We start from the raw sequence: 26,359 nt of genomic DNA, 5'->3' as shown, positions 1-26,359 counted from the left end.
CGGGCGGCGGGACGCGTGGCGCGGCGGTGGGCACGGCCGACGGCGCGGGCCGGTGGCCTGCGGCCGGCTGCCCCGCCGCGGTGTGCCCGGACAGCGGCACCCCGGTCGAGTCCAGTCCCGGCAGCTCGCCCGGCACATGCACCGGCGCGGGCGTGGCCGTGCTGTCCGTCTCGGCGGCTGACGGCCAGTCGACGGCGCCCGAAGGAGCCGCCCCCGGCGCGCCGTTCATGATGATCGTGGGGTGGTCGTCCGGGGGCGGCGGCACGGCCGACAGGTCGTACCCGCACGCACCACAGAACAGGTCGCCCGACTCCAGCGGCTCCTCGCAACCGGGACACCTCGAAAGGGCTGTCGGCTCGTGCATCCGCGACATCAATCACACCCACGTCCGGGGGCGGAAGCGGTTGGCCCGCTCCACCAGGTCGATCCGCTCCTCGCCGCGTTGAGCGAGCCGGGCGAGCACCCGGTACGAGCGTTCCAGTCCCAAGCGCAGACCGCGCTCGTTCAGTTCACTGCCGAGCAGTGAGGTCTGTCCGGGCCGATTCCCAGGACCACCGGAGAGTACCCAGTCCAGAGCCGTGCCCAGAACCTCCGTCGACAACTGCTCGCGACGCATCGAGTCCAGACCGAACTGGCCGAGGCGCGAAACCTGGTCGGCCGCCGCTCTCAGATCGTCGATCAGCGGTGTGTCCGCGGTGGGTCCCGGCGGGGTGAGGGGCGACAGCTCGCGCAGGTCACGGCGGCGCAACCGCGACCGTACGGCCGCGATCCTGGCCGCCGTGTAGTGGATCGACGCCTCGGGGACCGACTCCAGTGTCCGTACGGCTCCGGTCCGGTCGCCCGCCGCGTTCTGCACCCGGGCGAGGCCGAAGGCGGCGCTGACATAGCTCGGGTCCGTCATCCATACGAGGCGGTAGTACTCGGCCGCGTTGTCGAGCTGGCCGAGCACCTCGGCGCAGACTCCGAGCGCCAGCTTCGGCGCGGCCTCGCCCGGGAAGGCGTCGTAGATCGCGTCGAAGGAGAGCGCGGCGATCTCGTTCTCTCCCGCCACGAGCGAGGTGACGCCCCGGTACCAGACGACCCGCCAGTCGTCGGCGTGGCGCGCTTCCAGCTCGCCCAACGCCTGCGAGGCCGTGGCCAGTTCACCCATCTCCAGCCGGGCGCGCAGCTCGCGCAGCCGCCGCTCGACGGAGTCGGCGGGCGCGGACGCGAGCGCGGAGATCAGCTCGGCGGGAGCGGACGCCATCAGACCGGCCAGGAAGCCGGCGTTGGGGTCGTTCGCGTCGACCCGTGGCACCGGCAGCGCCAGCGCGGTGGCACGCGAGTCGATACGCGCGAGCGCGGCGCCGGTCTCCAGGGCTTCGGCGGCCGGGACGGCGGGTACGCCGCCGCCGGGTACGCCGCCCAGGCCGCCACCGTTCGGTCCGGAGCCAGGTCCGGAGCCAGGTCGGGTCCTGGGCGCCGGGATGCCGCCCTGCGGGGCGCCGGGCGGGAGTGGGGAGGGTGCCCCGAAGGGCGGCGGAGGCGGCTGGATCGCCGGGTGGCCGGGCAGCGGCGCGGGCACACCCGTACCCGCGTGCTGCCCGCCGCCCGGTGGCAGCGCAGCGGCGCCGACCGTGCCGATCACGGCCCCGTTCGGCGGACGGTACGAGGCGCCGTTCGCGCTCTCGGCGGCCTTGTCGCGGCGGCCGAACAGCCCTGTCCGCACTGGCTCGGGGCGGAGCCCCAGCCGCGACACGTCCTGTCCGGCGTCGGCGAACAACCGCGTGTCCGTGACGCGCAGTTCCGTGCCGAACTGCGTCGACAGGGCCGGCCGCGGCCGGCCCGTCTGGAGCGCCACGACCTCGCGCAGCACGCCGGTCAGCTGCTCGGCCATCTCCTGCGCCGAGGCGAACCGCCGCGCCGGGTCGGGGTCCGTCGCGCGCACCAGCAGCCGGTAGAACGACTCGTACGTCCGGAACACGTCGATGTTGTCCGGGTCGGGCAGCGAGTCCACGAACACGTTCGTGTAGCCCTGGAAGTCGAACGTCAGCACCGCGAGAGTGCGCGCCACCGTGTACAGGTCCGAGGCCACCGAAGGGCCGACCTCGGCGACCTCCGGTGCCTGGTAGCCGACGGTGCCGTAGATCGCCGACTCGTCGTCGTCCATCCTGCGGACCGCGCCCATGTCGATGAGCTTGAGCTGGTCCTCGGACTGGATCGCGTTGTCGACCTTGAAGTCGCAGTAGAGCAGATTGCGGCTGTGCAGATGCCCGAGTGCCTCCAGCGCCTCGATGCCGTACGCGCACGCCTGCTCGACCGGCAGCGGGTCGCGCTTGCCGTCGGGGCCGCGCCGCTCGTTGGCGATCTCCTTGAGCGCCTTGCCGCCCACGTACTCCATGACGATGTAGCCGTCCATGGAGCCGGTCCGCTGGTCGAGATGTTCCACGAAGTTGTAGATGCGGACGATGTTGGAGTGCTCGATCTCGGCGAGGAAGCGCCGCTCGGAGATCGCCGCCTCCATGGCGTCCTGGTCACCGGTGTCGAGCAGGCCCTTGAGGACCACCCAGCGGTCGGAGACCGCGCGGTCGACGGCGAGATAGATCCAGCCCAGACCGCCGTGCGCCAGACAGCCCGCGACCTCGTACTGCCCGTGGACGATGTCGCCCTCGCGCAGCTTCGGCATGAACGAGTACGGGTGGCCGCACTTGGTGCAGAACCCCTCCGTGCGCCCGGGCCGCTCACCGCGCGAACGCCCCACCGGCGCCCCGCAGTCGGAACGCGAGCAGTACCGCTTGCGCTCCGGGACCTCGGCGCTCGTCATCACGGCCGACCGCGGATCGGGTCTCGGCACGTCCGGTACGGAGACGAGGCCCGCGCCCAGCCGGTTGCGCCCCGACGCGCCGGTGGCGACGCCGGAACTGCGCACCGAGACCGACCGGTTGGAGAGCCGGCCGGACAGCGAACGCGACAGCCGCCCCGAGACCGAACGCCGCGACGTCGACGAGCGCGAGGAGGCCCGCGACGACGCGCGGGACGAGCCGCTGCGCTCCGAACCGCTGCCCTTGCCGCTCGCCTTGCTCTCCCTGCCGCCGCCGGTGATCCCGGTGGGCGGGGACGACACCATGCCGGTCGGCGAGACGACCGGAGCCAGACCGCAGGTGTCGCAGTACAGCTCACCGCCGCCCATGTCCTCGTACGACCCCTCGCAACCGGGGCGCTGGCATCTCCTCGTCCCGCTCATCGGTCCCCCCGTTCGCTCAAGCCGTTCAATACGATCCGTGCCTGCCGTGCCTGCCGTGCTTTCCGTACGGGTGATCCGTTCCGTTCGCCCGGATCCCCGCCCCGTGCCCTGCCGGCGCTCACGTGTTCCCCCCGCGGTCGCTGGGCCCGGACGCCGACTGGGCCAGTGCTTCGGCCGCCGCCTGCTGGTAGCGCAGGACCGCCTGCTCGGCGACGCGCAGATCGCAGGGCGCGCTCCACAGCATCCGGCGGGCGGCGTCGTAGCGCTCGGTCAGCACCATGTCCTCGGCGAGCCCGTGCCGGGCCACCTTCGCCTTGTACGCGTCGAGCCTGCCGCGCAGCTCGGCCCGGACCGCGAGCGGCGCCGTGACGGCCGTCAACGACTCGCGCGCCCGGTGCAGTTCGTCCTCGGCCTCGCGCTCCAGGGACTCCAGCAGCGGGGAGAGGCGATGCCACTGGGCGTGCCTGCGGTATTCGGCGGCCGTGGACAGCCGCTCCTGGAGCGCCGTCGAGGGGCCGCTCACCGCGGGCACCTCGGAGGCGGCGATCTTCGCCAGCACCTCGCCGCGGGCCGACCGGGCCTCGGTGAGCGTACGGTCGGCGCGCGACAGCACGTCCCGCAGCCGCAGCAGCCGCGCCTCCGAGTCCTGACGGACCGTCAGGACGGCGTCGATCTCCCGGCGTACGTCCTCCAGGGCGCGCGCCGCCCGGTCGTAGCGCTCGGTGTCGGGCCTGCCGCCGCCGGGCGCCGAACTGCCGTGCACCGGCTGCCAGAAGGCCAGCGGATCGGAGATCACCTGGGCTCGCAGCGTCGTCAGCTCGTCGGTGATCGCCTCCAGGTCGTCACCCGCCGGATGCTCCCCGGGCCGCACCCCGGCGGAGTGCGCCAGCGAACGGGTGCGGTTCAGCTCGGCGGCGAGCAGATCTATCCGGGCGGGCAGCGCCGACCAGACCGAGTCCGACGCCACGACCATGTCCAGCGACCGCGCGTACAGCTCGTTCATCCGCGCGACCAGCTCGGCCAGCGTGAACTGCTCGGAGAGTTTGGCCGGCCCCGTCAGGGACGGCGTCGCCCGGGCCGAGCCCGCGACCGTGACACTGCGGCCCCGCAGCTTCTCGGTCAGGTCCACCAGATCCTGCTGGTTGAGCCACCGCAGCCGGGCGCGGGCCTCACGGGCGCCTCGCAGGGCGGCGGAGTAGGCGTCGAAGTAGCTCCACAGCAGGGTGATCGCCTGCTCGGTGGCGGCCCAGCGGTCCTTGGTGACCCCGCTGAGGCCTGCCCCTTCGAGCAGCCGGCGGCCGGCGTGGTCCTGGAGGGCGAACAGGGACGTCTCGATCGCCTCGTGCTCGGCGCCGAGGCGCGCGAGGGCACGGTCCGCCTCGTCCCGGTCCATGGCCGGACCGGCCGGCTTGCCCGTCGGGCCGGTGAAGGAGCCCGCGTCGCCCATCGATCACCTCTCCGCTCTGGCCTGACCGCTTCCGTCACCGGTGCGCGGTCCTCGGTCCTGGTCTTCGCATCCCTCTGTTCCCGCCACCCGGTGCTCAGTCCTTGTACTTTGCCTCCGGCGGCGCCTTTATGTCGGGCAGTCCGGCCTCCAGCCACTGTCGGTACGACTTCATCCAGAGGCTGTCGCCGCCGCCCGCGCGGTACTCCTCCAGTACGTGGTTGACCCGGCGCACCAGGTCGTTGTTGCCGAGCTTGGCGGCGATGCCGTAGTACTCCTCGGTGAACGGCTTACCCACCAGCTTGACCGCCGGGTCCTGGGCGGCCTGCCCGGCCGCGAGCGCGTTGTCCGTGACGATCGCGTCGACCTCGCCCAGCTGGAGCCGCACCAGGCAGTCCAGTTGGTTCGGCACCGTCAGTTTGTCCTCGTCCCGCGGTGTCCCGTCGTGTTCGTCCTCGAAGATGGCGCCGAACGAGTTCTTCGCCAGCTCGTCGTACGCCGTCGTGCTGTCCGCCGAGCAGACGCGCTTGCCGGACAGCGACTCGTCGTACCCCGTGATGTCCGAGTCCTTGGGGGCGAGCACCTGCTGGCCGGCCTGGAAGTAGGCGGTGGAGAAGGCGACCTGCTCGCTGCGCGCGCAGTTGATCGTCATGGTCCGTACGACCAGGTCGACCCCGCTGTCCGTGGTGGTGTTCAGGGCGTCGACCCGCTGGTTGGTGGGAATGGCGCGGAAGACGATGTCCTGGGGGGAGCCGAGGATGTTTTTGGCGACGGCTCGCGCGAGGTCGATGTCGAAGCCCTGGATGGTCTTGGTGGCGGGGTTGCGGTAGCCCCAGCGGTAGCTGCTCTGGTCGATGCCGACGATCAGGTGGCCGCGCGCCTTGATCTTGTCGATGCTCGGCCCCTCGTCGAGCTGGGGCGAGGGCCGCAGACTGCGCTCCGGCTCGACACAGTCCGCGGCCTCGGCGTCGGCGGGCGCGACCTCGGCGGCGACCTTCCGCGGCTCCCGGACGTCGTCGGCCCGGTCGTCACGGGACAGCGGCAGCAGGGTGAGTGTCGCGGTCAGCGCGACGACGGCGGCGACGGTGACTCCCGTACGGCGGCCGGGCGACCGGCCACCGGTCCCCGGCGGACCATAGGGATCGCGCGAGTCGTTCGTGTCCGTGGCGGCTTTCATTCCTCCCCCTGTCACCGGTACTCCGAAAGCCTGCGGTTGATACCCAGAATGGCGCAGACCGCGCCCAGCAGGCCCAGCACGAGGGCCCCGATCGCCAGGCCGAACAGCGCGCCGCGGCCGGCCTTCGCGGAGTCGGTGAACTCCCGCTGCTCGTGCGTGATCGCCTTCTCCAGCGAGTCGTCCACGAGGTTGAACGACTCGCCCGTCGAGGACTTCTCGCCGATGACCATCTCCACGGCGTCGTCGTACTCACCGGCCTTGTCGGTGTCGTTCGCCGACTTGTGGCGCTTCTGCCACTCGGTGGTCGACTCCAGGGCCTTGTCGACCGGCAGGCGCCCCGCGCCGTCGTCGGCGAGCTTCTCCGCCTTCGCCAGCGCCGCGCGGAGATTCCCCATGTTGGTCTGGTGGTCCACCTCGTACTGGTCCTTCTGCGGCTCGTCGTCCTTCTTCTCGGTGAGGACGGCGCCGCGCGCGACCAGGGTCAGATTCTCGCTCGCGCGGGCCTTCAGGGAGCTGATCCGGGCGTCGTTGAGGACCTTCAGCGACGCCTGCCCGTCCGCGTTCGCGTTGTTCAGCTCGACGCGCGCCACCGTGTGGCCCACCGCCAGCCACAGCAGCACCACGGTGGCAGCGGCCGTCGCCGCCAGCAGACCGTGGTTGAACACCCTGTTCGTCCGAAGGTAGTTGCGGCGCTGCGCCCAGGCGAGCACACCCAGGGCGGCGACACCGGCGACGAGGGCCAGGAACGGCCACACCCGCGCGTCCTGGTGGTCCTGGTCGAGCCGGGCCGTCTCCGACGCGTACAGCTTCTCGGCCGCCGGCAGGATCTCCTTCGTCATCATCGCGTTGGCGTAGCGCAGATAGGCGCCGCCCAGCGGCAGTCCCTGCCGGTTGTTGGCCCGCGCGCGCTCGATCAGGCCGGTGTAGCGCGGCAGTTTCTCGTTGATGGCGGCGATCTGCCGGCCCGAGTCGCTGGAGGTGTCCGTGCTCGTCGCGGCTTCGATCAGCAGCTTCGACGCCGTCGTGATGTCGTCCCGATACACCTTCCGCACCGTCTCCGGCTCCTGCGCGCCCGCCAGGAAGCCGCTCGACGCGGCCGTGTCGGCGGAGGCCAGCGAGCCGTAGATCTTCGCCGCGACCGCGCTCAGCGGCTGGCTGCGTTCGACGACGTCGTCGGCGGAGGAGTACCGGTCGGAGACCTCGAAAGCCGTCACCGCCGCGAACACCACGACCAGCAGGGCCAGAAGCGCCCCGATGATCTGGAGCCGCCCCGGCTCCGTCGTCGCCGCCGCGCGCACGCGCTCCCTGCCCTCGGCCCACGCGCCACGCGGCGCGGGTGGCGGCGCGGGCGGTGGAGCGGACGGCGCGGGCGCGCGCGTCGGCGCCGGAACAGGCGCTGTGCGCACATTCGGCGGGTATGTCACTTGACCTCCCCCTCGGTCACTGACGACGGCGTCTCGCCCCTCGGCGGACGGAGGGACGAGCCCCGGCCAGCAGTATGGCCGCAGGGACCGGCATCCACACAAGCCTTGACTGGATCTTGTGCGGACGAAGCCTGCCGATGGAGCACGATCCCCCCACCATGCTCCCCCATTGAATACGTCAGGGACCCGGGATCGGTTCCCACTCGAAAGGGTCCGATCACGGGTCCCGGAGCCGTACGCGCCCGGTGCGCGCCCGGCGTCGGCCGCGCACCGGGCGCGTCAGGCGTCAGGCGCCGTAGTGCGCCCGCAGTCTGGCGTGCGCCCCCGCTGCGGCGCCGGTGTGGTCCAGCCCCAGCAGCCCGGCGCCCAGCACCGGCGGAGCCGTCACCACCCCCACCACGGCCTTCGGCGCGCGGGCGGCCAGCAACTCCCGGATCCCGTCGTCCAGTTGCGGATGCCGGGCCGCCAGCACACTGCCGCCCAGCAGCACCGGCACCTCCTCGTCCAGCAGCCCCAGCCGCTCCAGCGCCACCCCGGCCAGCGCCACGACCTCGGCGGCGAGCCGGTCGACCAGCGACCTGGCCACCGCGTCGCCCGCCGCGCTGGTGGCGAAGAGGACCGGCGTCAGCTCGTGCCTGCGCGCGTACGGGAGATGACCCAGGTGCAGCGCCTCGATCAGCGCGTACACCGAGCCGAGGCCGAAGTGCCCCGGCACCGTACGCACCAGCTCCGTCGGCTCGCCCCGCCCGTCCTCGGCGCGCGCCGCGAACCACAGCGCCTCCTCGGACAGCCCGGAACCGCCGCCCCAGTCACCGGAGATCCGGCCGATGGCGGGGAAGCGAGCCGTACGGCCGTCGGGGAGCATGCCCACGCAGTTGATGCCCGCGCCGCACACGACGGCGACTCCGCGCGGTTCGGCGCCGCCGGGCAGCCCGGCACGCAGTATCGCGAAGGTGTCGTTGCGCACCTCGGTGGTACGGCCCCAGCCGCGCCGCTGCACCGCCGCCGCCAACTCCCGCTCCTCCACCGGGAGATCGGCGTTGGCCAGACAGGCCGAGACATGCCCGGCGATCCCCTCCGTACGGAGCCCGGCGTCGGCCGCCGCGTCGGCGACGATCGCGGCCAGCCGGTCGATCGCCGGCTCCACGCCGATGACCGGCGGCTGGAAGCCGCCGCCGCGGGCCGCGCCGAGCACGTACCCGTCGGCACCGATCACGGTCACATCGGTCTTGCTGTTCCCGGCGTCGACGGCCAGGACGCTTCCGCGCCCCGCCGCCGGCCCGGTCCGGCTCATGCCCACGCGAGGTGCTCCCGGTTGTGCGCGATCAGTCGGTCGGTGAGGCCCTCGGCGTACTCGTACTGACCGATCAACGGGTGTGACAGCAGCGCCTTGTAGACGCGGTCGCGCCCACCGTGCAGCGCGGCCTGGAGCGCCAGCTCCTCGTAGGCCGTGACGCTCGCGATCAGCCCCGCGTACAGCGGGTCGACCGCGGGCACGGCCAGCGGCGTCGCCCCCGAGGCGTCGACCCTGGCCTGGACCTCGATCACCGCGTCGTCGGCGAGGAACGGCAGCGTGCCGTTGTTGTACGTGTTGACGACCTGGATCGGGCTGCCGCCGCTGCCCGCGTCGCCGAGCAGCGAGGCGGCCAGATCGACCGCGGCCTCGCTGTAGAAGGCGCCGCCGCGCTTGGCCAGCAGCTCGGGCTTCTCGTCCAGGGTCGGGTCGCCGTACATGGCGAGCAACCGCGCCTCCATCTCGGCCACTTCCGCGGCCCGCGACGGCTTGGTGCCCAGCTCCCGGACGACCTCGTCGTGCGCGTAGAAGTAGCGCAGGTAGTAGGAGGGCACCACGCCGAGGGTGTCGAGCACCCGGCGCGGCAGCCGCAGGTCGGCCGCGATCGCGTCGCCGTGCTCGGCGATCAGCTTCGGCAGCACGTCCTCGCCGTCGGGGCCGCCGAGCCGTACGCTCCGCTCCCAGGTCAGGTGGTTCAGCCCGATGTGCTCCAGATGGACGGCCGACGGGGCGACGTCCAGCAGCTTCGCGAACTTGCGCTGGAAGCCGATCGCGACGTTGCACAGCCCGATCGCCTTGTGCCCGGCCTGGAGCAGGGCGCGCGTCACGATCCCCACCGGGTTGGTGAAGTCGATGATCCACGCGTCCGGGTTGGCGCGCCGTACGCGCTCGGCGATGTCCAGGACCAGCGGCACCGTACGCAGCGCCTTGGCGAGACCGCCCGCGCCCGTCGTCTCCTGGCCGACGCAGCCGCACTCCAGCGGCCACGTCTCGTCCTTCAGCCGCGCGGCCTGTCCGCCGACGCGCAGTTGGAGCAGGACGGCGTCGGCGCCGGCCACGCCCGCGTCCAGGTCGGACGTGGTGACGATCTTTCCGGGGTGCCCCTGCTTGGCGAAGATCCGCCGAGCGAGACCGCCCACCAGCTCAAGACGGTCGGCCGCCGGGTCGACGAGCACCAGCTCACTGATCGGGAGCGTGTCCCTCAACCGGGCGAAGCCGTCGATCAACTCAGGTGTATAGGTGGACCCGCCACCCACTACTGCGAGCTTCATTTGTTCTTCTAGCCCTTCACTCCGGTCAGTGTGACGCCCTCGACGAAGGCCTTCTGTGCGAAGAAGAAGACGAGGATCACGGGGGCCATGACCAGTACGGTCGCGGCCATGGTCAGATTCCAGTCGGTGTGGTGCGCGCCCTTGAAGGATTCCAGCCCGTAACTGAGCGTCCACGCGGCCGGGTTCTCCGAGGCGTAGATCTGCGGGCCGAAGTAGTCGTTCCACGCGTAGAAGAACTGGAACAGCGCCACGGCGGCGATGCCCGGCTTCGCCATCGGCAGGACGACCCTGAGCAGCGTACGGAACTCACCGCAGCCGTCGACGCGGGCCGCGTCCAGGTACTCGTTGGGGATGGTGAGCAGGAACTGCCTCAGCAGGAAGATGGAGAACGCGTCGCCGAACGCCATCGGGATGATCAGCGGCCAGAGCGTCCCCGACAGGTCGAACTGCTTCGCCCAGAAGAGATACATCGGGATGATGATCACCTGGGGCGGCAGCATCATCATCGAGATGACGAGCATCAGCGACAACTGCCGCCCGCGGAAGCGGAACTTGGCCAGCGCGTACGCCACCGGGATCGAGGAGGCCACCGACAGGAGGGTCCCCAGACCCGCGTACAGCAGGGTGTTCTTCCACCAGGTCAGAAAGCCCGGGGTGTCGAAGACCTTGGTGTAGTTGCCCCACTCCCAGCTGTTCGGGGTGAGGTCGCGGGTGAGCGCCTGCTGGTCGCTCATCACCGAGGTGAGGAAGAGGAAGACGAACGGCAGGACGAAGAACAGCGCCGCGGCGACACCGAGCGAGTGCACGGCGATCCAGTGCAGCACCGCCTTGCGGCGCGCGGTACGCGCCGCCGGGGTCCGCCCGTCCGACGTCTTCGGCGGCCGGCCGGGCGCGTCCAGGAGTTGCTGGGACATGGTCAGTCACCCGTTCCGATCAGTCCGCCGCGACGCCGCATCAGGAACGCGGTGAAGACCATGGCCAGGGCGAACAGGACGAGCGCGACGACGCAGGCGGCGCCGTAGTCGAAGCGCTGGAAACCGAGGTTGTAGACGAGCTGCGGCAGGGTCAGCGTCGACTTGTCCGGGTAGCCGGGTTCGAACTGCTGGCCCGAGCCGCCGATCACGCCGGAGGCGACCTTGCCCGCCACCAGTGGCTGCGTGTAGTACTGCATCGCCTGGATCACGCCCGTGACCACGGCGAACAGCACGATCGGTGAGATGTTCGGCAGCGTCACGAAGCGGAAGCGCTGCCAGGACGACGCGCCGTCCAGCTCGGCCGCCTCGTACTGCTCCTTCGGTACGTCGAGCAGCGCGGCCATGAAGATGACCATCAGGTCGCCGATGCCCCAGACGGCCAGCGCCGTGAGCGCCGGCTTGGACCAGGAGGCGTCGTTGAACCAGCCCGGCGTGGGCAGCCCGAGGTCGCCGAGGATCGTGTTGACCGGCCCCGTACCGGGGTTGAGGAGGAAGACGAAGGCCAGCGTGGCCGCGACCGGCGGCGCCAGGTACGGCAGGTAGAACAGGGTCCGGAAGACCCCGGTGCCCGTCTTGATCTTGGTGATCAGCATGCCGACGCCGAGACCGAACAGCACCCGGCAGGTGACCATCACCAGGACCAGCCACAGGGTGTTGCGCAGCGACGGCCAGAACATCGGGTAGTCGCTGAAGACGTACGACCAGTTCCCGAGCCCGTTCCAGACGGGGGAGTTGAAACCGTCGTACTTCATGAAGGAGAAGTACACGGTCGACACGAGCGGATACGCGAAGAAGACCGTGAACCCGATCAACCAGGGCGACATGAACGCCATCGTCCGAAGGGCGCTCCTGCGCCGCTTCGAACGCAGCGTGTTGCTGGACATCAGCGGGCTTCCCGGCCCGCTACTTGGCCTGCTCGATGTCGCGGTCGATCTGCTTCGCCGTCTTCTCCAGGCCCTCCTGGAGATCCTTCACGGAGCCCTTCTCGTACTGGAAGCCGAAGTCCTGGAGCGTCTGCTGGTACGTCGCGCCGTTGATCGCGCCGTCGGGGGTGTTGGACTTCGGGTGCTGGGCGATGTCGAGGAACGTCTTGAAGCGGGGGTCGAACTTCAGGTCGGGCGACTTGAGCGCGGCGAGCGTCGAGGGCACGTTGTTGATGCCGTTGGCGAACTCCACGACCGCCTTCGTGTCGGTGGTCATGTACTTCATCAGCTGCCACGCGGCGTTCTGCTTCTTGCTCTGCGGGGCTATGCCCATGATCGTGCCGGAGAGGAAGCCCTTGCCGTAGCTGTCGGCCTCGTCGTCGGCGACGGGCATCGGGGCCACGCCGATCTCGAAGTCGGCGCCCGCGTCCTCGGCCATGCCGAGCCGCCACTCGCCGTCCAGCTGCATCGCGACCTGACCGGTGTGGAAGGGGTGCTTGGCGCCCCACTCGTCACCGAAGGTGCTGCGGAACTTCTCCAGCTTCTGGAAGCCGCCGAGGTCCTCGACGAGCTTCTTCTGATACGTGAACATCTTGGCGAAGGCCGGGTCCTTGGCGATGTTGGACTTGCCGTCCTTGTCGAAGTACGTGTGGTCCCAGCTCGACATGTAGTGGTCGACGACCGTCTCGTAGCCGTGGTAGGTCGGCATCATGCCGACCTGCTCGTAGCTGTCGCCCTTGGGCTTGGTGAGCTTCTTGGCGACCTCTGCCAGCTCGGACATCGTCTTCGGCGGGGCCGTGATGCCCGCCTCCTTGAAGGCGTCCTTGTTGTAGTACAGCCCGTACGCGTCGCTGAGCAGCGGCAGCGCGCAGCGGTCGCCCTCGAACTGGGTGTACTGGAGCAGCACCTTCGGGAAGGTCTTCTCCAGGTCGATCTTGTCCTTCTTTATGAAGGGCTCAAGGTCGGCGAAGGCGCCGGACGAGCAGAACTTGCCCACGTTGGAGGTGGTGAAGGACGACACGACGTCCGGGCCCTTGGAACCGCCCGCGCGCAGCGCCTGGTTGAGCTTGTCGTCGTTGATGTTGCCGACGACGTCGACCTTGATGTTCGGGTGGGCCTCCTCGAACCGGTCGATGTTCTCCTTGATCGCCTTGACTTCGGAGGGTGCGCTCCAGCCGTGCCAGAAGGTGATCGTGGTCTTGGCGTTCGGGTCGTCCGAGGCCGAGTTGCCGGACTCCCCGGTACACGCGGCGGTGAGCACGGACAGCGCGGCGACCGCGACGGCGGAAGCGGTCAGACGGCGGTTTCTGGGCATGACGGAACTCCCGGTGTCGGTCGGGTCCTGAAAGGGATGTGGTGGGGTCGTGAGGGGGCTTGGGGGCGAGGGTCCGGGGGCCCGGGGGCCCGGGCCGGGTCAGCGGGAGGTGTCGAAGACCTCGTCGCGGGTGGTCGCCAGCGCGCTCTCCAGCGCGCCGCGCAGCACGGGATCCCGCTGTACCTCGCCGATGAGCAGCCGGGGTCTGGAGGCGGCCAGTTCGGCGAGTTCCGCCTGGACCAGGGCGCGCAGCGGTTCGCCGCCGGCGGCGGTCACCCCGCCCGCGAGGACGATGAGTTCGGGGTCGAGCACCGCGGTCACGGACGCGAGGCCGGTGGCGAGCCGCTGTGCGAACAGCCGCAGCAGCTCGGCCAGCCGCGGCTCCTCCTCGTGTCCGGCGGCGGCCTTCGTGAGGAGGTCGGCGGCGACGTCGGCGTACGGCTGCTCCGGCGTATCGATGCCGAGGCCGCGGGCGAGGCGGGGTACGCACTGCGCGCCCGCCAGCTCCTGGAAGCCGCCGCTGTTGGCCTTGACGACCTGGCGTACGAGGGGAGTGCCCGGCACCGGCAGGAAGCCGACCTCGCCGGCGCCCCCGGTGAAGCCGCGGTGCAGCCGGCCGCCGATGACGAGGGAGGCGCCGAGACCTTCCTGGTTCCACAGGAGGACGAAGTCGTCGTGGCCGCGGGCCGCGCCCAGGCGCTGTTCGGCGACGGCCGCGAGGTTCACGTCGTTCTCGTACTCGACGGGCATCGGCAGGGCGGCGGCCAGTTCGTCGAGCAGCGTGGGGGAGTGCCAGCCGGGCAGGTGCGAGGCGTACCGCAGGCGCCCGGTGGACGGGTCGAAGGCGCCCGGCGTACCGATCACGACGCGGTGCACGTCGCCGCGCGCCAGTCCGGCGGCCTTGACGGCGCCGTCCAGCGCGTCGGTCACCCGCGTCACGACGCTGTCGGCCGGCCGGCGCCCCGGCGTGGGCAGTTCGAAGCGGCCGACGGTGGCGCCGGTGATGTCCGCGACGGCGGCGAGGACGCGCTGCGGGTTCACGTCGAGCCCGGCGGCGTGGGCGGCGCCCGCGTTCACCGCGTACAGCTGGGCGTTGGGGCCCGGACGTCCCTCGGTGGTGCCGGTGGCGACGACGAGACCGGCAGCCTCCAGGCGGGCCAGCAACTGGGACGCCGTGGGCTTGGAGAGACCGGTCAGTTTGCCGATCCGGGTACGGGAGAGGGTGCCGTGCGCCAGCAGCAGGTCCAGCGCGGCACGGTCGTTCATCGCACGCAGCACGCGTGGTGTGCCCGGGGACGGCGTGGACGGATCGCTCACGACGTGTGCACCTGCCCTTCGGCGACTGCTCTCCCGTGTGTCGTGTTCGCGACACTGTTAGGAAAGTTTCCTATTTGATGGGAGGAAAGTAGGCCGGGCGTCAGGGAGCAGTCAATACCTGTAAAACGCCCAGCACCCCGCAGCAACCAAAGCGTTACCTGCGGGGGCGCGTGTGCGACGGGCTTTCGAAAGGCAGCCGGACGGCTTGATACGGGCCCCTCGGGCACGTACGCGAAGCCCGGCCCGGGGCGCCGCGGTGGCATCGGCCGCCGGCGCGGTGCTTCCGGGCCCCGCCCCCGCGGGCGGACCCCCGACGCGGGGTTCCCGGTCCTACTTGGACAGATTGGGGTTGACGGCCTGCTGTGGCGGTATCGGGGACGCCGCGAGGGACTGCGGCGACGTGGGGCTCGCCAGGGCCGACGGCGCGGCCACACCGGCCGTCGGGTCGGGTCCGGCCGCCTCCGTGCCCGCCAGGGGCAGCCCGCCGACGATCTGGATGCCGGCCGCGTCGAACGCCTGCTTGATACGCCAGCGCAGCTCGCGCTCCACCCCCAGCGCCTTGCCCGGCATCGTCTTGGCGGTGACCCGTATCGTCATCGAGTCCAGCAGGACGGAGTCCAGGCCCAGGATCTCGACCGGGCCCCACAGGCGCTCGGCCCAGGGGTCCTCCTTCGCCATCTTCTCCGCGACCGCGGTGATGACGTCGCGGACGTTGTCCAGATCCTCGGTCGGCCGGACCGTCACATCGACACCGGCCGTGGCCCAGCCCTGGCTGAGGTTGCCGATCCGCTTCACCTCGCCGTTGCGGACGTACCAGATCTCGCCGTCGTCGCCGCGCAGCTTGGTCACCCGCAGCCCGACCTCGATGACCTCGCCGGACGCGACGCCCGCGTCGATGGTGTCGCCCACGCCGTACTGGTCCTCCAGGATCATGAAGACCCCGGAGAGGAAGTCGGTGACGAGATTGCGCGCGCCGAAGCCCAGGGCCACACCGGCGACACCCGCCGACGCCAGCAGCGGGGCCAGATTGATGTTCAGCGCTCCGAGCGCCATCAGCGCGGCCGTGCCCAGGATCGTGAACGAGGTCACCGACCGGAGCACGGATCCGATGGCCTCGGAGCGCTGCCGGCGCCGTTCGGCGTTGACCAGCAGGCCGCCGAGCGCCGTGCCCTCGACCGCCGTGGCGCTGCGGTTCATCCGCGCTATCAGCTTGGTGATGGTGCGCCGCAGGACATGGCGCAGGACGAGCGCGATGACCATGATCAGCAGGATGCGCAGGCCGACGCTCAGCCAGGTGGACCAGTTCTGCTCCACCCAGCCCGCGGCGTCGTTGGCCCGTTCCGCGGCCTCGTCGAATGTCGCGGGCCCGGACGACGGGTCCGGGGCCGGCGGGGCGGACAGGGACACGGCGGGAACCTCCTGGAAACACGGGCGGGACCAACCACACTAACGGGGCATCGCGTGTACTCCGCTGCCGTGCGGGAGGGAGAGACACTCCTCACCCCCCGGCACGGGACGAAGTCCCAGGAAGGCGCGGGGGCGGGGACATACCAGGTCAAGGGGTCACGGCGTGTGTGTGGGCGAAAACACTCCGAGCCCGTTACCAAGACGTGGTGGCGTTTCGACCAGGCATGAGGAGAGACTGAGACAGATCGTCCCGGCGCGAGCCACGCGCCGCCGGCGTACTTGGAGGCACCGTGCCACATGTCCTGGTCCTCAACGCGTCGTACGAGCCGCTCGGCGTCGTACCGCTCCGTCGCGCGCTCGTCCTCGTTCTGGAGAACAAGGCCATCTGCCTTGAGGAATCCGGCGCCTTCCTGCACAGCGAGACCCGGGTGCTGCCCGCGCCCAGCGTCGTACGGCTGAAACGGTTCGTACGGGTCCCCTACCGCGGGCCCGTCCCGCTGACCCGGCGCGCGCTCTTCGCCAGGGACGGCGGGCGCTGTATGTACTGCGGCAGCGTCGCCACCAGCGTCGACCACGTCATCCCGCGCAGCCGGGGCGGGAAGCACGTGTGGGACAACGTGGTGGCCGCGTGCCGTCGCTGCAACCACGTGAAGGCGGACCGGCATCTGCGGGAGCTGGGGTGGAGACTGCTCCACCAGCCCGCGCCGCCGTCCGGGCTCGCCTGGCGGATCATCGGGACCGGACACCGGGATCCGCGCTGGATGCCGTATCTGCAACCCTTCGGCGCCGAGGACGCGGTGGCCCGGATCGACGGCATCTCTGCCTAGGATCCGGGCCTTCGTCGTCCCGGGGAGGGGTCGTCGCGGGGCGCGGTGCGGTGACCGGCCTGTCCGCGGTCGCCGGCGGGCTCAGTCCGCCGGAGCCGACTCCGTCACCGCGTAAGCCTCCACCGACCACAGCGAGTAACCGAACTCCGTCCCGCGCCGCTCGCCCTGGATCCGGATGAAGCGGGTGTCCTTCGCGTCCATCCGGACCGACTCCGCTCCGCCCTTGCCGTCCGCCACCCGCGCCGCGTCCCGCCACACGCGCCCGTCGGCCGACACCTGGATCCGGTAGGCGCTCGCGTAGGCGTCCTGCCAGTTCAGGACCACCCGGCCCACCCGGGCCGGCTCCGCCAGCTCCATCTGCCACCACGCGCCGTCCTCGACCGGTGACGACCAGCGCGTCGCCGGGTCGCCGTCGGCTGCCGCCGCGGCCGGGAAATCGGGCGTCTCGTCGCCCGACGAGGAGGCCGTGGCCGTCGGTGTCCTCAGGAGGTCGGGTCCGCCCGTACGCAGGGAGGCCCGCACGGTCAGGACGCGCTCCTCACCGCCGAACGACAGCGGGATCCGGTAGCTCCCCGCGGGGGTGCCCTCGGGAACGGTGATCCGGACCGGGACCGTCGTACGGACACCGCGCGGCACCGTCACCCGCTTCGGCAGCGTCACCCGCACGCCGTCCGGTGCCCTCGCCGTCATGGCGCCGCTGATCGAGCCGGGGCGCTGCGCCTCCAGCTCCGCCTCGACCGTCTCCGTCCTCCCGCCGATCTCGACGTCCGTCACGCTCCGGGCGAGATCGAACCGCACACGCGGCTCGTCGGTGAACCACGGCACGACGCGCCGCACCGACGGCGCCGTCGTGCCCGGCAATCCGGGCCAGGTGATCCGTACGGCGTCGGCGCGCAGCCCCTTCGCGTCCGTCTGCGTCCAGCCGGACTGCGACACGGGGCCGAGCCGCCGCCAGCCCTCGCCCGGGACATGCGCCTCCACCGAGGCGCCGTCGCCGGTGCCCGGCTCCGTCATGGTCGTGATCACGCCCACGGGGCGGGTGCGGCCGACGCCGACGGTGTACGCGTCGGTGCTCCGCCCGGCGCGGGCCTCCGGTCCGGCCGAGCGGTCGGCGCCCGTCCAGGCCGCCGACTCCTTGGCCGCGCGGTCGAGGAACGGGTCGAGCACGTCCTTGCCGACGGTGACCGTGCTTTTCCCGGCCGCCTCCCGCAGCGGTTCGAGGGCGAGCGACGCCTGCCAGGCGGCGTCGCCGTCACCGCGCGACTGCGCCTGGAGCATGTCGACCGACAGCTCACCGGCCCGCCCGTACCGCGCCAACTGCTCGCTCCACGGCCGCACTTCGTCGTCCAGCCGGCCCTCGGCCGTGCCGGACAGGCGCTCCGGCGTCTCCCGCATCACGGAGAAGGCCGCCCGCAGGCGCTTCGCCGCCGTGTCCCTGGCCGCCGGGTCCTTCGCGGCCTCCGCGTCCGTACGGCTGCGCCAGAACTCCTTCAACAGAGGGCGCAGATACGCCGACTCCGTCGGGTCCAGGATCGACGAGGAGTCGTTCCCGGCCAGCGCGCCGATCGCCTCGCGCGCCTTGGGATCGCCGTCCGCGAGATCGTCCATCGCCGCCTGCCAGGACTCCTGCGGCCGGTAGCCGCGCGGGTTCCAGGCGTAGTCGGCGGCCGTGAACAGCGGGATACGGGACGCGGACGGCTGCTCCATCGCGTTGGCGAGCAGCGCGGCCGAGCCGGCGGCGACGGCGGGCTCGCGGCCCGTGTAGGGGCCGAGGAAGATGCGCCCCCGCTCGTAGTCGTTGACGGGGTAGTTGTCCATCGTCACCAGCGGGTGCTTGAACGCCTCGCGCGCACCGGCCAGTTCACTTCCGGTGATGGTGCGCGGCACGACCCCGACGCCCGTCCACGCGACCTGGATCCGGCCGTCGAGGTCGCCGGCGAGCGCCGTGCGGTACTCGGTGGCGCCGTCCTGGAAGTACTCCGTCGGCATCACGGTCAGCGGCTCGCCGCCCGGGTGCCGCCGCGCGAGGTGCTCGGCCATCGCGTTCGCGACGCGCGCCTGCGCCTTCGCGGCGGCGCCGGGACCGGAACCGAAGGTCTCCCGGTCCTCGTCGCAGTGCCACTCGCTGTAACTCACGTCCTGGAACTGGAGCTGGAAGGCGCGCACACCCAGCGCCCACATCGCGTCGACCTTGCGGTTGAGCGCCTTGACGTCGTCCTTGGACGTCAGGCACATGGCCTGCGCCGGGGCCACGGCCCACGCGAGCGTCACATGGTTGCGTCCCGCGCGCTCGGCCAGGTCGCGGAACTCGGCCCGCTGCCCGGCCGGGTAGGGCTCGCGCCAGCGCGCTTGGCGGAAGGCGTCGTCCCCCGGTGCGTAGAGGTAGCGGTTCTGCTTGGTCCGCCCCATGAAGTCCAGCTGCGCCAGCCGGTCCTGATGGCTCCAGGGATCCCCGTAGAACCCCTCGGTCATTCCCCGTACGGCCGTTCCCGGCCAGTCGCGCACGAGGACGCCGGGGACCGTCGCCCGGCCCGGTGCGCCGCCGATCAGCTGGCGCAGGGTCTGCGCGGCGTGGAAGAGGCCGTCGTCGCCGACCCCGTCGAGCGCGACCGTGGCGCGGCCCGCGACGGTACCCACGGCGATCCGGTAGCCGCCCGGGGGGAGATCGGTCCGCTCGGGTGCCCGCAGGGCCCTGAGGGCGCTCTGGGCGCCGCTGCCGCCCGCGAGGACGACCGCGCCGCCGCTCGGCGGTGGCGTGGCCGGAAGGCGGCCCGAGACGGGCGGGGCGGCGGTGCGCACCGTACGGACCCCGGCCTCGCGCAGCGCTTCCTTCAGGGCTTCGACGGCGTACGGATCCGTGTCGTCCGCCGCGACGACGGTGACCTCGTCACCGAGGGTGACGGCTCTGCCCGCCGCCTTGAGCGACTGGGGACGGGGCCAGACGGCGGGCAGCGCCGCCTCGCCCTCCCCGTCGGGTGTGCTGGCGGCGGGGGAGCCCGGATCGACAGGTGCCGCCGTCGCGCCGGGTGCCGTGCCGAGAAGTCCGCCGATCACGGCGACCGCGACAGCTGTCGCAGTCCGTTGTCTGCGCCCGAGTTGCACGCCCCTGCTCCCCTCGTGACTCCCTGGATTCCCGTCGTTCCGGCCGATCGGCGTCGAGCCCACCACCCCGGGGTGAAGGTGTCAATGCGCGTGGCCGCTATGCCCTTTATCACCCGCTGTGATAGGCAGGGGGATCAACTCCCGCTCGGGGAACGCAGCGTGACCGGGGCACGTTTACCGGACCAGTACGTCTGCGGCCGTGCCGACTGGGTAGGGCTGCTGTGTCCCGTTGTCCGACCCGTCCTTGGAGGCGCCGCCATGGCCGCATCCGCACAGCTGCTTCTCTCCGCCCTTTCCAAACAGGCGGTTCCTGGTGACCCGATCGGCGAAGAACCTCTCGCCGTCACGCTGCCCGGACCGCTGACCAGCGACATCCCGGGCCCGCTCACCAGCGAACCGCCCCTCGCCGATGCCGCACCCCTCACCAGCGAGCCCCCGCTCGCCGATGCCGCACCCCTCACCAGCGAGCCGACCGCGCCCGGTACGGCCGGTGGCACGGAGTTCTCAGGAGTCTGAATGGGCCTGGCCACGCTCGCGGCGCTGCACGGTGTCGCCACCGTCCACTCACCCGGCCCCGACGTCGCCGTCCCGGTCCCCGACGAGACGGTCGTCGCGGTGCTCGCCGCGCTGGGCGTCGACGCGTCCTCGGACGAGGCCGTCCGGTCCGCGCTGACCCGCGCCGAGTCCGCCGCCGCGAGCCGCCTGCTGCCGCCCACCGTCGTCGTGTGGACCACTCCGGAGGACTCGACGGGGCTCGCCTCCGGCGTCCCCGCGCAGGTCCTGCCGCCCGCGCTCCCGCCCGCGCTGGCCGATCTGCCGCCGGGCACCGTCCTGCGGGTGGAGACCGAGCAGGGCGACACGGTCGAGTGGCCGTCGCTCGACGCACCGCTGACCGACGGACCCGCCCCGGGCACCGTGCCCGCCGCCCCCGAGGGCCGCTCCTGGCCCGATCTGCCGCTCGGGGTGCACCGGCTCGCCGCCGTCGCCGCCGACGGCCGTACGGCGGGCTCCGTGCTCGTCGTCGCCCCGCGCGAGGTGCCGCAGCCGCCGCGTACGCACGGCTTCCTCGTCCAGCTCTACTCCCTGCTGTCCACCCGCTCCTGGGGCATGGGCGACCTCGGTGACCTCGCCGAACTCGCCACCTGGTCCGGCCGTGAACTGGGCGCCGGATTCGTCCAGATCAACCCGTTGCACGCCGCCGTCCCCGGCGACCCGACCGACCCCTCGCCGTACCGCCCCTCCTCGCGCCGCTTCCCCGACCCCGTCCATCTGCGGGTCGAGGCCGTCCCGGAGTACGCGTACGTCACCGGCCGGGGGACCGCCCTGCTCGACGGGCTGCTGGAGCGGGCCGCCGGTCTGCGCGCCGCGGTCCTCGACAAGGGCGCGCTGATCGACCGCGACGCCGTGTGGCAGCTCAAGCGCGAGGCGCTGGAGATCGTGCGCGACGTCCCGCTCGGCCCCGGCCGCCGCGCCGCCTACCACCACTTCCTGGCCGAGCAGGGCCAGGCCCTTGAGGATCACGCGACCTGGTGCGCCCTCGCCGAGGCGCACGGCTCGAACTGGCACGACTGGCCGACGGGGCTGCGCGACCCGCGCTCCGCCGAGACCGGCCGGGCACGGCACGAACTGATCGACCGCGTCGACTTCCACAGCTGGCTGGCCTGGCTCACCGACGAACAGCTCGCGGCGGCGGGCCGCGCCGCCAGGGACGCGGGCATGGCCGTCGGCATCGTCCACGACCTCGCGGTCGGTGTGCACCCCGACGGCGCCGACGCCTGGGCGCAGCGGAACGCGTTCGCCGAGGGCATGTCCGTGGGCGCCCCGCCGGACGCCTTCAACGCCCACGGCCAGGACTGGGGGCTGCCGCCCTGGCGCCCCGACGTCCTCGCCGCCTCCGGCTTCGCTCCGTACCGAGGACTGCTCCGCGGTCTGCTCACCCACGCGGGCGCCCTGCGGATCGACCATGTGATGGGCCTGTTCCGGCTCTGGTGGGTCCCGGCGGGCGCGGACCCCACCCGGGGCACGTATGTGCGCTACGACGCCGAGGCGATGCTCGCCGTCCTCGTCCTGGAGGCGCACCGCGCGGGCGCCGTCGTCATAGGGGAGGACCTCGGCACGGTCGAGCCCGGCGTGCGGGAGGCATTGCACCGCCGCGGGGTGCTCGGCACCTCCGTGCTCTGGTTCGAGCGCGACTGGGAGGGCACGGGCCGCCCGTTGGCCCCCGAGAGCTGGCGCGAGGACTGCGTCGCCACCGCCACCACCCACGACCTGCCGTCCACCGCCGCGCGCCTCACCGGCGAGCACGTGGAGCTGCGGCACCGGCTGGGGCTGCTCGGCCGCCCGCTGGAGGAGGAGCAGCGCGAGGAGTCCGCCGAGGTCGCCGACTGGCTCGGCACCCTCATCCGGCTCGGTCTGCTGCCGGCCGACGGGGGCGACGAGGAGGAACAGATCCGCGCGGTCCACCGCTTCCTGCTGCGCACACCGGCCCGCATGATCGGTGTCTGGCTGCCCGACGCGGTGGGTGACCGCAGGCCGCAGAATCTGCCGGGCACCTGGGACCAGTATCCGAACTGGCGGCTGCCGGTCGCCGACGCGGAGGGCCGGCCGATGACGCTGGAGGAGCTGGCCGCCTCGCCCCGACTGCACGGCCTGATGGGCGTATTGCGGCCCTCTGTAATCAATTGACACCTTGTACGGGACCCCCGGGCGCGCGCACGCCCCACGCGTTCGCTACGTTGGCACCGTGGACAAGAAGAACGCCCTGCGCGCCGGCGCTGTCATGGCCGGAACGACGCTGATGATGCTGCTTATGTCGTCTCCCGTGCTCGCCGTCACTCGCGACGACGGCGACGACCCGGGACCGGGTCTGACCGTCGGGGAGACCCTCGGTCTGTACGTGGCGGCGCCGCTGGTGCTGTTCGCGGTGATCGCCGGTCTGGTGATGGTCCTCGACAAGTCCAAGCAGCAGCACCGGGTCTGACGGCCCCTCTCCCTTCGGAGGCGCCGCGTGGCACAGGTGCGCCGTGCGGCGCCTTTCTGTCCGCCTCGAACGTTCGGCGTGGCGGGGTGACGGTCATGACCGAGTGCGACATCAAGAAGCTGCGGATCCTCCGTGTAACCGCGCGGCGTAACGCCCCGGCGGCGACCGCGCCATCGACCACGGCAGCGGGTTGAGCGCGGGGCGCACATCGACGACCCCTGGCGGGCCCCGTCGAACGACCCTCCCCGCCGCGCGGCCACGGTGGGCCACGCCGACCAGGACGTCTCCGCCCTGGTGGGAGGCCCCTCGGGAGCCCGCCACGGGCCGCCTGAACACACCTGCACGCGAAAGGGGGGGGCGGCCCCGAAGAGCCGCCCCCCCCGACCACGTCACCCAGGAGCGCCGTTACTCCGCCGCCGCGTCCGCCGCGCGGGCCCGCAGCGCGCGGTCGACGCCCGCCCGGGACTCCGACATCAGACGCCGCAGCGCCGCGTTCGGGGAGGCCGAGGCCAGCCACGCGTCCGTCGCGTCCAGGGTCGGCTGCCCGACCTGGAGTGCGGGGTACAGGCCCAGCGCGATCTGCTGCGCCATCTCGTGGCTGCGCGAGTCCCACACGCCCTTGACCGCGGCGAAGTACTTGTCCATGTACGGCGCCAGCAGTTCCAGCTGGTCCGTCTGGACGAACCCGCCGATGACCGCTTCCTGGAGCGCGTTCGGGAGCTTGTCGGACTCCACGACCGACGCCCACGCCTCGGCCTTCGCCTCCTCGGTCGGCCGCGCCGAGCGGGCCGCCGCCGCGTGCCGCTCACCCGCCGCCGTACGGTCGCGCTCGTACTCCGCGGCGATCTCCTCCTCGTCGTGCAGGCCGACCGCCGCCAGCCGCTGCACGAACGCCCAGCGCAGCTCGGTGTCCACGGCCAGCCCCTCGACCGACTCCGTACCGTCCAACAGCCCCTGGAGCAGGTCCAGTTGCTGCGGCGTACGGGCGGTCGCCGCGAAGGCGCGGGCCCAGGCCAGCTGATGGTCGCTGCCCGGCTCCGCCGTGCGCAGGTGCGCCAGCGTCGCCTCCGTCCACCGCGCGAGCCCCGCCTCCCGCCACTCCGGCGCCGCGTACAGGTCCAGTGCGAGCTTCACCTGGCGGTGCAGCGACTGCACGACGCCGATGTCCGTCTCCTTGGCGATGCCCGACAGGACCAGCGCCAGGTAGTCGCGCGTGGCGAGTTCGCCGTCGCGCGTCATGTCCCACGCAGAGGCCCAGCTCAGCGCGCGCGGCAGCGACTCGGCGAAGTCTCCGAGGTGCGCGGTGACGACCCGCAGCGACTCCTCGTCGAGGCGGACCTTGGCGTACGAAAGGTCGTCGTCGTTGAGCAGGATGACCGCGGGCCGCGGGGTGTTCGCCGGGAACTCCACGCGCGTCAGCTCGCCGTCGACGTCCAGCTCGATCCGGCTGGTGCGGACCAGCTTGCCGTCCCCGTCCAGGTCGTAGCAGCCGATCGCGATGCGGTGCGGGCGCAGCACCGGCGTGCCCTTCGCGCCCGGGGGCAGCGCGGGCGCCTCCTGCCGTACGGCGAGGGAGACCACGTGCCCCGCCTCGTCCAGCTCGATCTCCGGGCGCAGGACGTTGATGCCGGCCGTCTCCAGCCACGCCTTCGACCAGGTCTTCAGATCACGCCCGGAGGTCTCCTCCAGCGCGCCCAGCAGATCGGGGAGGCGCGTGTTGCCGAACGCGTGCGCCTTGAAGTACGCCTGCACGCCCCGGAAGAACTCGTCCTGACCGACATACGCGACGAGCTGCTTGAGGACCGAGGCGCCCTTCGCGTACGTGATCCCGTCGAAGTTGACGAGCACGTCGTCCAGGTCGGTGATCTCCGCCATGATCGGGTGCGTCGACGGGAGCTGGTCCTGCCGGTACGCCCAGGTCTTCATGGAGTTGGCGAAGGTCGTCCACGACTGCGGCCACCGCGAGCCGGGCGCGTGCGCGAGGCACGCGATCGAGGTGTACGTCGCGAACGACTCGTTCAGCCACAGGTCGTTCCACCACTCCATGGTGACCAGGTCGCCGAACCACATGTGCGCCAGCTCGTGCAGAATCGTCTCGGCGCGCGTCTCGTACGCCGCGTCCGTCACCTTCGAGCGGAAGACGTACTGGTCGCGGATGGTGACGGCGCCCGCGTTCTCCATCGCGCCCGCGTTGAACTCGGGCACGAACAGCTGGTCGTACTTGGCGAACGGGTACGCGTAGTCGAACTTCTCCTCGAACCAGTCGAAGCCGAGTCGCGTGACGTCGAAGATCGCGTCCGCGTCCAGGTACTCGGCGAGCGAGGGCCGGCAGTAGACGCCGAGCGGTACCGACCGGCCGTCCTTCTCGTACGTGCTGTGCACCGAGTGGTACGGGCCGACGATCAGCGCGGTGATGTACGTCGAGATCCGCGGCGTCGGCTCGAAGCGCCACACGTCTCCCTCGGGCTCCGGCGTGGGGGAGTTCGAGACGACGGTCCAGCCCCCGGGGGCCGTCACGGTGAACCGGAACGTCGCCTTGAGGTCCGGCTGCTCGAACGAGGCGAACACGCGCCGCGCGTCCGGAACCTCGAACTGCGTGTACAGATAAGCCTGCTGGTCGACCGGGTCGACGAACCGGTGCAGCCCCTCGCCGGTGTTGGTGTACTCGCAGTCCGCGGTCACCGTCAGCTCGTTCGCGCCCTGCCGCAGATGGTGCAGCGCGATGCGCGAGTCCCGGAAGACCGCGGCCACGTCCAGGGGCTTGCCGTTCAGTACCACCTGGTGCACGGCCGGCGCCACCAGGTCGATGAACGTCTCCGCCCCGGCTTCCGTGCTCTCGAAGCGCACGGTCGTGACGGACCGGTAGGTCCCGCCCTCCTGAGCGCCCCTGAGATCGAGGTCGATCTCGTACGAGTCAACGGTGAGGAGGCGCGCCCGCTGCTGCGCCTCTTCACGGGTCAGATTTGTGCCAGGCACCCGGTCATCTCCTCGGATCGGTACGTTTTGGGCCCATCCTTCCATGCGGACCCGGTCCGCCGCCCGCGAGTATTCACGCCGCCCGGGGCCGTTCCCGGAGCATTCCCGAAGCCATTCCCGGAGCCGTACCGCGACGTCCGAAAACCGCCGGTCAGCGCGGTCCGGGGGCGTGATGCTCGGGTACATGACGCGATACACCGCACGGGCCGTCGAGCCCGCCGTCCTCAAGGAACTCCGCGACACCGACGACGCGGGCGCCACCCGCGCCCCGTACACCGACACCGAGGGCGGCGCCACGCTGCGCTGCTGTCTGCGGGCCGGCCGCCCGGGCGAGCGGATCATGCTCGTGACATACGCGCCGCTGCGCCGCTGGGCCGCCGAGACGTGGGCGAAACCCGGTGCGTACGACGAGCAGGGCCCCGTCTTCATCCACGCCGAGGAGTGCGAGGGGCCGGCCCCGGACGCGACCGGCTACCCCTTCGCCAGGTCCGGGGCGCTGCGCACCGTGCGCCGCTACGACTCCGAGGGGCGCATCGTCGGCGGCCGGCTGCTGGAGATCCCCGAGGCGGCCGAGGAGGGCTTCGACGAGGCGTTCGCGGAGGCCTTCGCGGACCCGGAGGTGGTGCTCGTCCATGTACGGGCGGTGGAGTACGGCTGCTTCCACTTCGAGGTACGCCGCTGACGCGAACGCCGGACGGGCTTCGA

The 26,359-nt window shown here is 71.8% G+C and carries 19 protein-coding genes; 5 read left to right on the top strand and 14 right to left on the bottom strand.

All coding sequences use genetic code 11. The features are described from left to right. The 12 genes from P3L51_RS15685 to P3L51_RS15630 all read right to left on the bottom strand — a co-directional run. On the bottom strand, positions 1–364 hold a 364-nt coding region (locus P3L51_RS15685), incomplete at its 3' end, for a zinc ribbon domain-containing protein (protein ID WP_494338542.1). Positions 365–376: 12 nt separating this feature from the next. Next, entirely contained in the window at positions 377–3,223 is a 2,847-nt protein-coding gene (locus tag P3L51_RS15680) for a serine/threonine-protein kinase (RefSeq protein WP_354605824.1), read from the bottom strand. 118 nt (positions 3,224–3,341) lie between these two features. Further along, the gene (locus tag P3L51_RS15675; protein WP_354605823.1) at positions 3,342–4,670 is read right to left on the bottom strand and encodes a coiled-coil domain-containing protein; all 1,329 of its coding nucleotides are present in this window, start codon (positions 4,668–4,670) and stop codon (positions 3,342–3,344) included. Between the two features lie 94 nt (positions 4,671–4,764). After that, on the bottom strand, positions 4,765–5,844 hold the full coding sequence (locus P3L51_RS15670; RefSeq protein WP_354605822.1) for a glutamate ABC transporter substrate-binding protein: 1,080 nt from the start codon (positions 5,842–5,844) through the stop codon (positions 4,765–4,767). Positions 5,845–5,855: 11 nt separating this feature from the next. Beyond that, positions 5,856–7,268 (bottom strand): GlnX family signal transduction membrane protein, encoded by a 1,413-nt coding sequence (locus P3L51_RS15665; RefSeq protein WP_435594452.1) that lies wholly within the window; start codon positions 7,266–7,268, stop codon positions 5,856–5,858. A gap of 286 nt (positions 7,269–7,554) precedes the next feature. Then, positions 7,555–8,562 (bottom strand): N-acetylglucosamine kinase, encoded by a 1,008-nt coding sequence (locus P3L51_RS15660; protein ID WP_354605820.1) that lies wholly within the window; start codon positions 8,560–8,562, stop codon positions 7,555–7,557. Next, positions 8,559–9,833: a 6-phospho-beta-glucosidase gene (locus P3L51_RS15655; RefSeq protein WP_354605819.1), complete on the bottom strand. Its 1,275-nt coding sequence runs from the start codon at positions 9,831–9,833 to the stop codon at positions 8,559–8,561. Before P3L51_RS15655 ends, P3L51_RS15660 begins: the two co-directional genes overlap by 4 nt. Before the next feature lie 8 nt (positions 9,834–9,841). Beyond that, the gene (locus P3L51_RS15650; RefSeq protein ID WP_354605818.1) at positions 9,842–10,747 is read right to left on the bottom strand and encodes a carbohydrate ABC transporter permease; all 906 of its coding nucleotides are present in this window, start codon (positions 10,745–10,747) and stop codon (positions 9,842–9,844) included. A gap of 2 nt (positions 10,748–10,749) precedes the next feature. After that, a complete protein-coding gene (locus tag P3L51_RS15645; protein ID WP_354605817.1) occupies positions 10,750–11,691 on the bottom strand; it encodes a carbohydrate ABC transporter permease in 942 nt (313 codons plus the stop codon). 19 nt (positions 11,692–11,710) lie between these two features. Then, on the bottom strand, positions 11,711–13,045 hold the full coding sequence (locus P3L51_RS15640; protein WP_354605816.1) for an ABC transporter substrate-binding protein: 1,335 nt from the start codon (positions 13,043–13,045) through the stop codon (positions 11,711–11,713). Between the two features lie 99 nt (positions 13,046–13,144). Continuing rightward, entirely contained in the window at positions 13,145–14,311 is a 1,167-nt protein-coding gene (locus tag P3L51_RS15635; RefSeq protein ID WP_354605825.1) for an ROK family transcriptional regulator, read from the bottom strand. A 381-nt stretch (positions 14,312–14,692) separates the two neighbouring features. After that, complete coding sequence (locus P3L51_RS15630) at positions 14,693–15,769, bottom strand: mechanosensitive ion channel family protein (protein WP_354605815.1); 1,077 nt, start codon at positions 15,767–15,769, stop codon at positions 14,693–14,695. A gap of 290 nt (positions 15,770–16,059) precedes the next feature. Here P3L51_RS15630 and P3L51_RS15625 point away from each other — a divergent pair, with 290 nt between their 5' ends. Continuing rightward, positions 16,060–16,596, top strand: coding sequence for an HNH endonuclease (locus P3L51_RS15625; RefSeq protein WP_354605814.1), 537 nt, complete (start codon positions 16,060–16,062; stop codon positions 16,594–16,596). Positions 16,597–16,677: 81 nt separating this feature from the next. On the opposite strand, the gene P3L51_RS15620 is transcribed toward P3L51_RS15625, so the two are convergent. Further along, positions 16,678–19,698: a glycoside hydrolase family 84 protein gene (locus P3L51_RS15620; RefSeq protein ID WP_354605813.1), complete on the bottom strand. Its 3,021-nt coding sequence runs from the start codon at positions 19,696–19,698 to the stop codon at positions 16,678–16,680. 258 nt (positions 19,699–19,956) lie between these two features. On the opposite strand from P3L51_RS15620, the gene P3L51_RS15615 reads away from it, so the two are divergent. From P3L51_RS15615 to P3L51_RS15605, 3 genes are read left to right on the top strand one after another with little or no spacing between them, the layout of a single operon-like run. Continuing rightward, a complete protein-coding gene (locus P3L51_RS15615) occupies positions 19,957–20,214 on the top strand; it encodes a hypothetical protein (RefSeq protein ID WP_354605812.1) in 258 nt (85 codons plus the stop codon). Then, positions 20,215–22,383 (top strand): 4-alpha-glucanotransferase, encoded by a 2,169-nt coding sequence (gene malQ, locus P3L51_RS15610; RefSeq protein WP_354605811.1) that lies wholly within the window; start codon positions 20,215–20,217, stop codon positions 22,381–22,383. 58 nt (positions 22,384–22,441) lie between these two features. After that, the gene (locus tag P3L51_RS15605; protein ID WP_354605810.1) at positions 22,442–22,678 is read left to right on the top strand and encodes a hypothetical protein; all 237 of its coding nucleotides are present in this window, start codon (positions 22,442–22,444) and stop codon (positions 22,676–22,678) included. 405 nt (positions 22,679–23,083) lie between these two features. Here P3L51_RS15605 and pepN read toward each other — a convergent pair whose 3' ends face one another. After that, entirely contained in the window at positions 23,084–25,654 is a 2,571-nt protein-coding gene (gene pepN, locus P3L51_RS15600) for an aminopeptidase N (RefSeq protein WP_354605809.1), read from the bottom strand. Between the two features lie 184 nt (positions 25,655–25,838). Between pepN and P3L51_RS15595 the strand changes: the two genes are divergently transcribed. Further along, positions 25,839–26,336: a DUF1203 domain-containing protein gene (locus P3L51_RS15595; protein ID WP_354605808.1), complete on the top strand. Its 498-nt coding sequence runs from the start codon at positions 25,839–25,841 to the stop codon at positions 26,334–26,336. The last annotated feature ends 23 nt before the right edge of the window (positions 26,337–26,359 follow it).

Source organism: Streptomyces panacea (assembly GCF_040560175.1).
GTDB classification, from domain to species: Bacteria; Actinomycetota; Actinomycetes; order Streptomycetales; family Streptomycetaceae; genus Streptomyces; species Streptomyces panacea.
This window is presented reverse-complemented; position numbering and strand designations above follow the sequence as displayed.

Excerpts from the sequence above, each read along its gene's own strand:
- P3L51_RS15680 (WP_354605824.1), bottom strand. The coding sequence starts at position 3,223 with ATGAGCGGGACGAGGAGATGCCAGCGCCCCGGTTGCGAGGGGTCGTAC.
- P3L51_RS15675 (WP_354605823.1), bottom strand. The coding sequence starts at position 4,670 with ATGGGCGACGCGGGCTCCTTCACCGGCCCGACGGGCAAGCCGGCCGGT.
- P3L51_RS15670 (WP_354605822.1), bottom strand. The coding sequence starts at position 5,844 with ATGAAAGCCGCCACGGACACGAACGACTCGCGCGATCCCTATGGTCCG.
- P3L51_RS15660 (WP_354605820.1), bottom strand. The coding sequence starts at position 8,562 with ATGAGCCGGACCGGGCCGGCGGCGGGGCGCGGAAGCGTCCTGGCCGTC.
- P3L51_RS15655 (WP_354605819.1), bottom strand. The coding sequence starts at position 9,833 with ATGAAGCTCGCAGTAGTGGGTGGCGGGTCCACCTATACACCTGAGTTG.
- P3L51_RS15650 (WP_354605818.1), bottom strand. The coding sequence starts at position 10,747 with ATGTCCCAGCAACTCCTGGACGCGCCCGGCCGGCCGCCGAAGACGTCG.
- P3L51_RS15645 (WP_354605817.1), bottom strand. The coding sequence starts at position 11,691 with ATGTCCAGCAACACGCTGCGTTCGAAGCGGCGCAGGAGCGCCCTTCGG.
- P3L51_RS15640 (WP_354605816.1), bottom strand. The coding sequence starts at position 13,045 with ATGCCCAGAAACCGCCGTCTGACCGCTTCCGCCGTCGCGGTCGCCGCG.
- P3L51_RS15635 (WP_354605825.1), bottom strand. The coding sequence starts at position 14,311 with ATGAACGACCGTGCCGCGCTGGACCTGCTGCTGGCGCACGGCACCCTC.
- P3L51_RS15615 (WP_354605812.1), top strand. The coding sequence starts at position 19,957 with ATGGCCGCATCCGCACAGCTGCTTCTCTCCGCCCTTTCCAAACAGGCG.
- malQ (WP_354605811.1), top strand. The coding sequence starts at position 20,215 with ATGGGCCTGGCCACGCTCGCGGCGCTGCACGGTGTCGCCACCGTCCAC.
- P3L51_RS15595 (WP_354605808.1), top strand. The coding sequence starts at position 25,839 with ATGACGCGATACACCGCACGGGCCGTCGAGCCCGCCGTCCTCAAGGAA.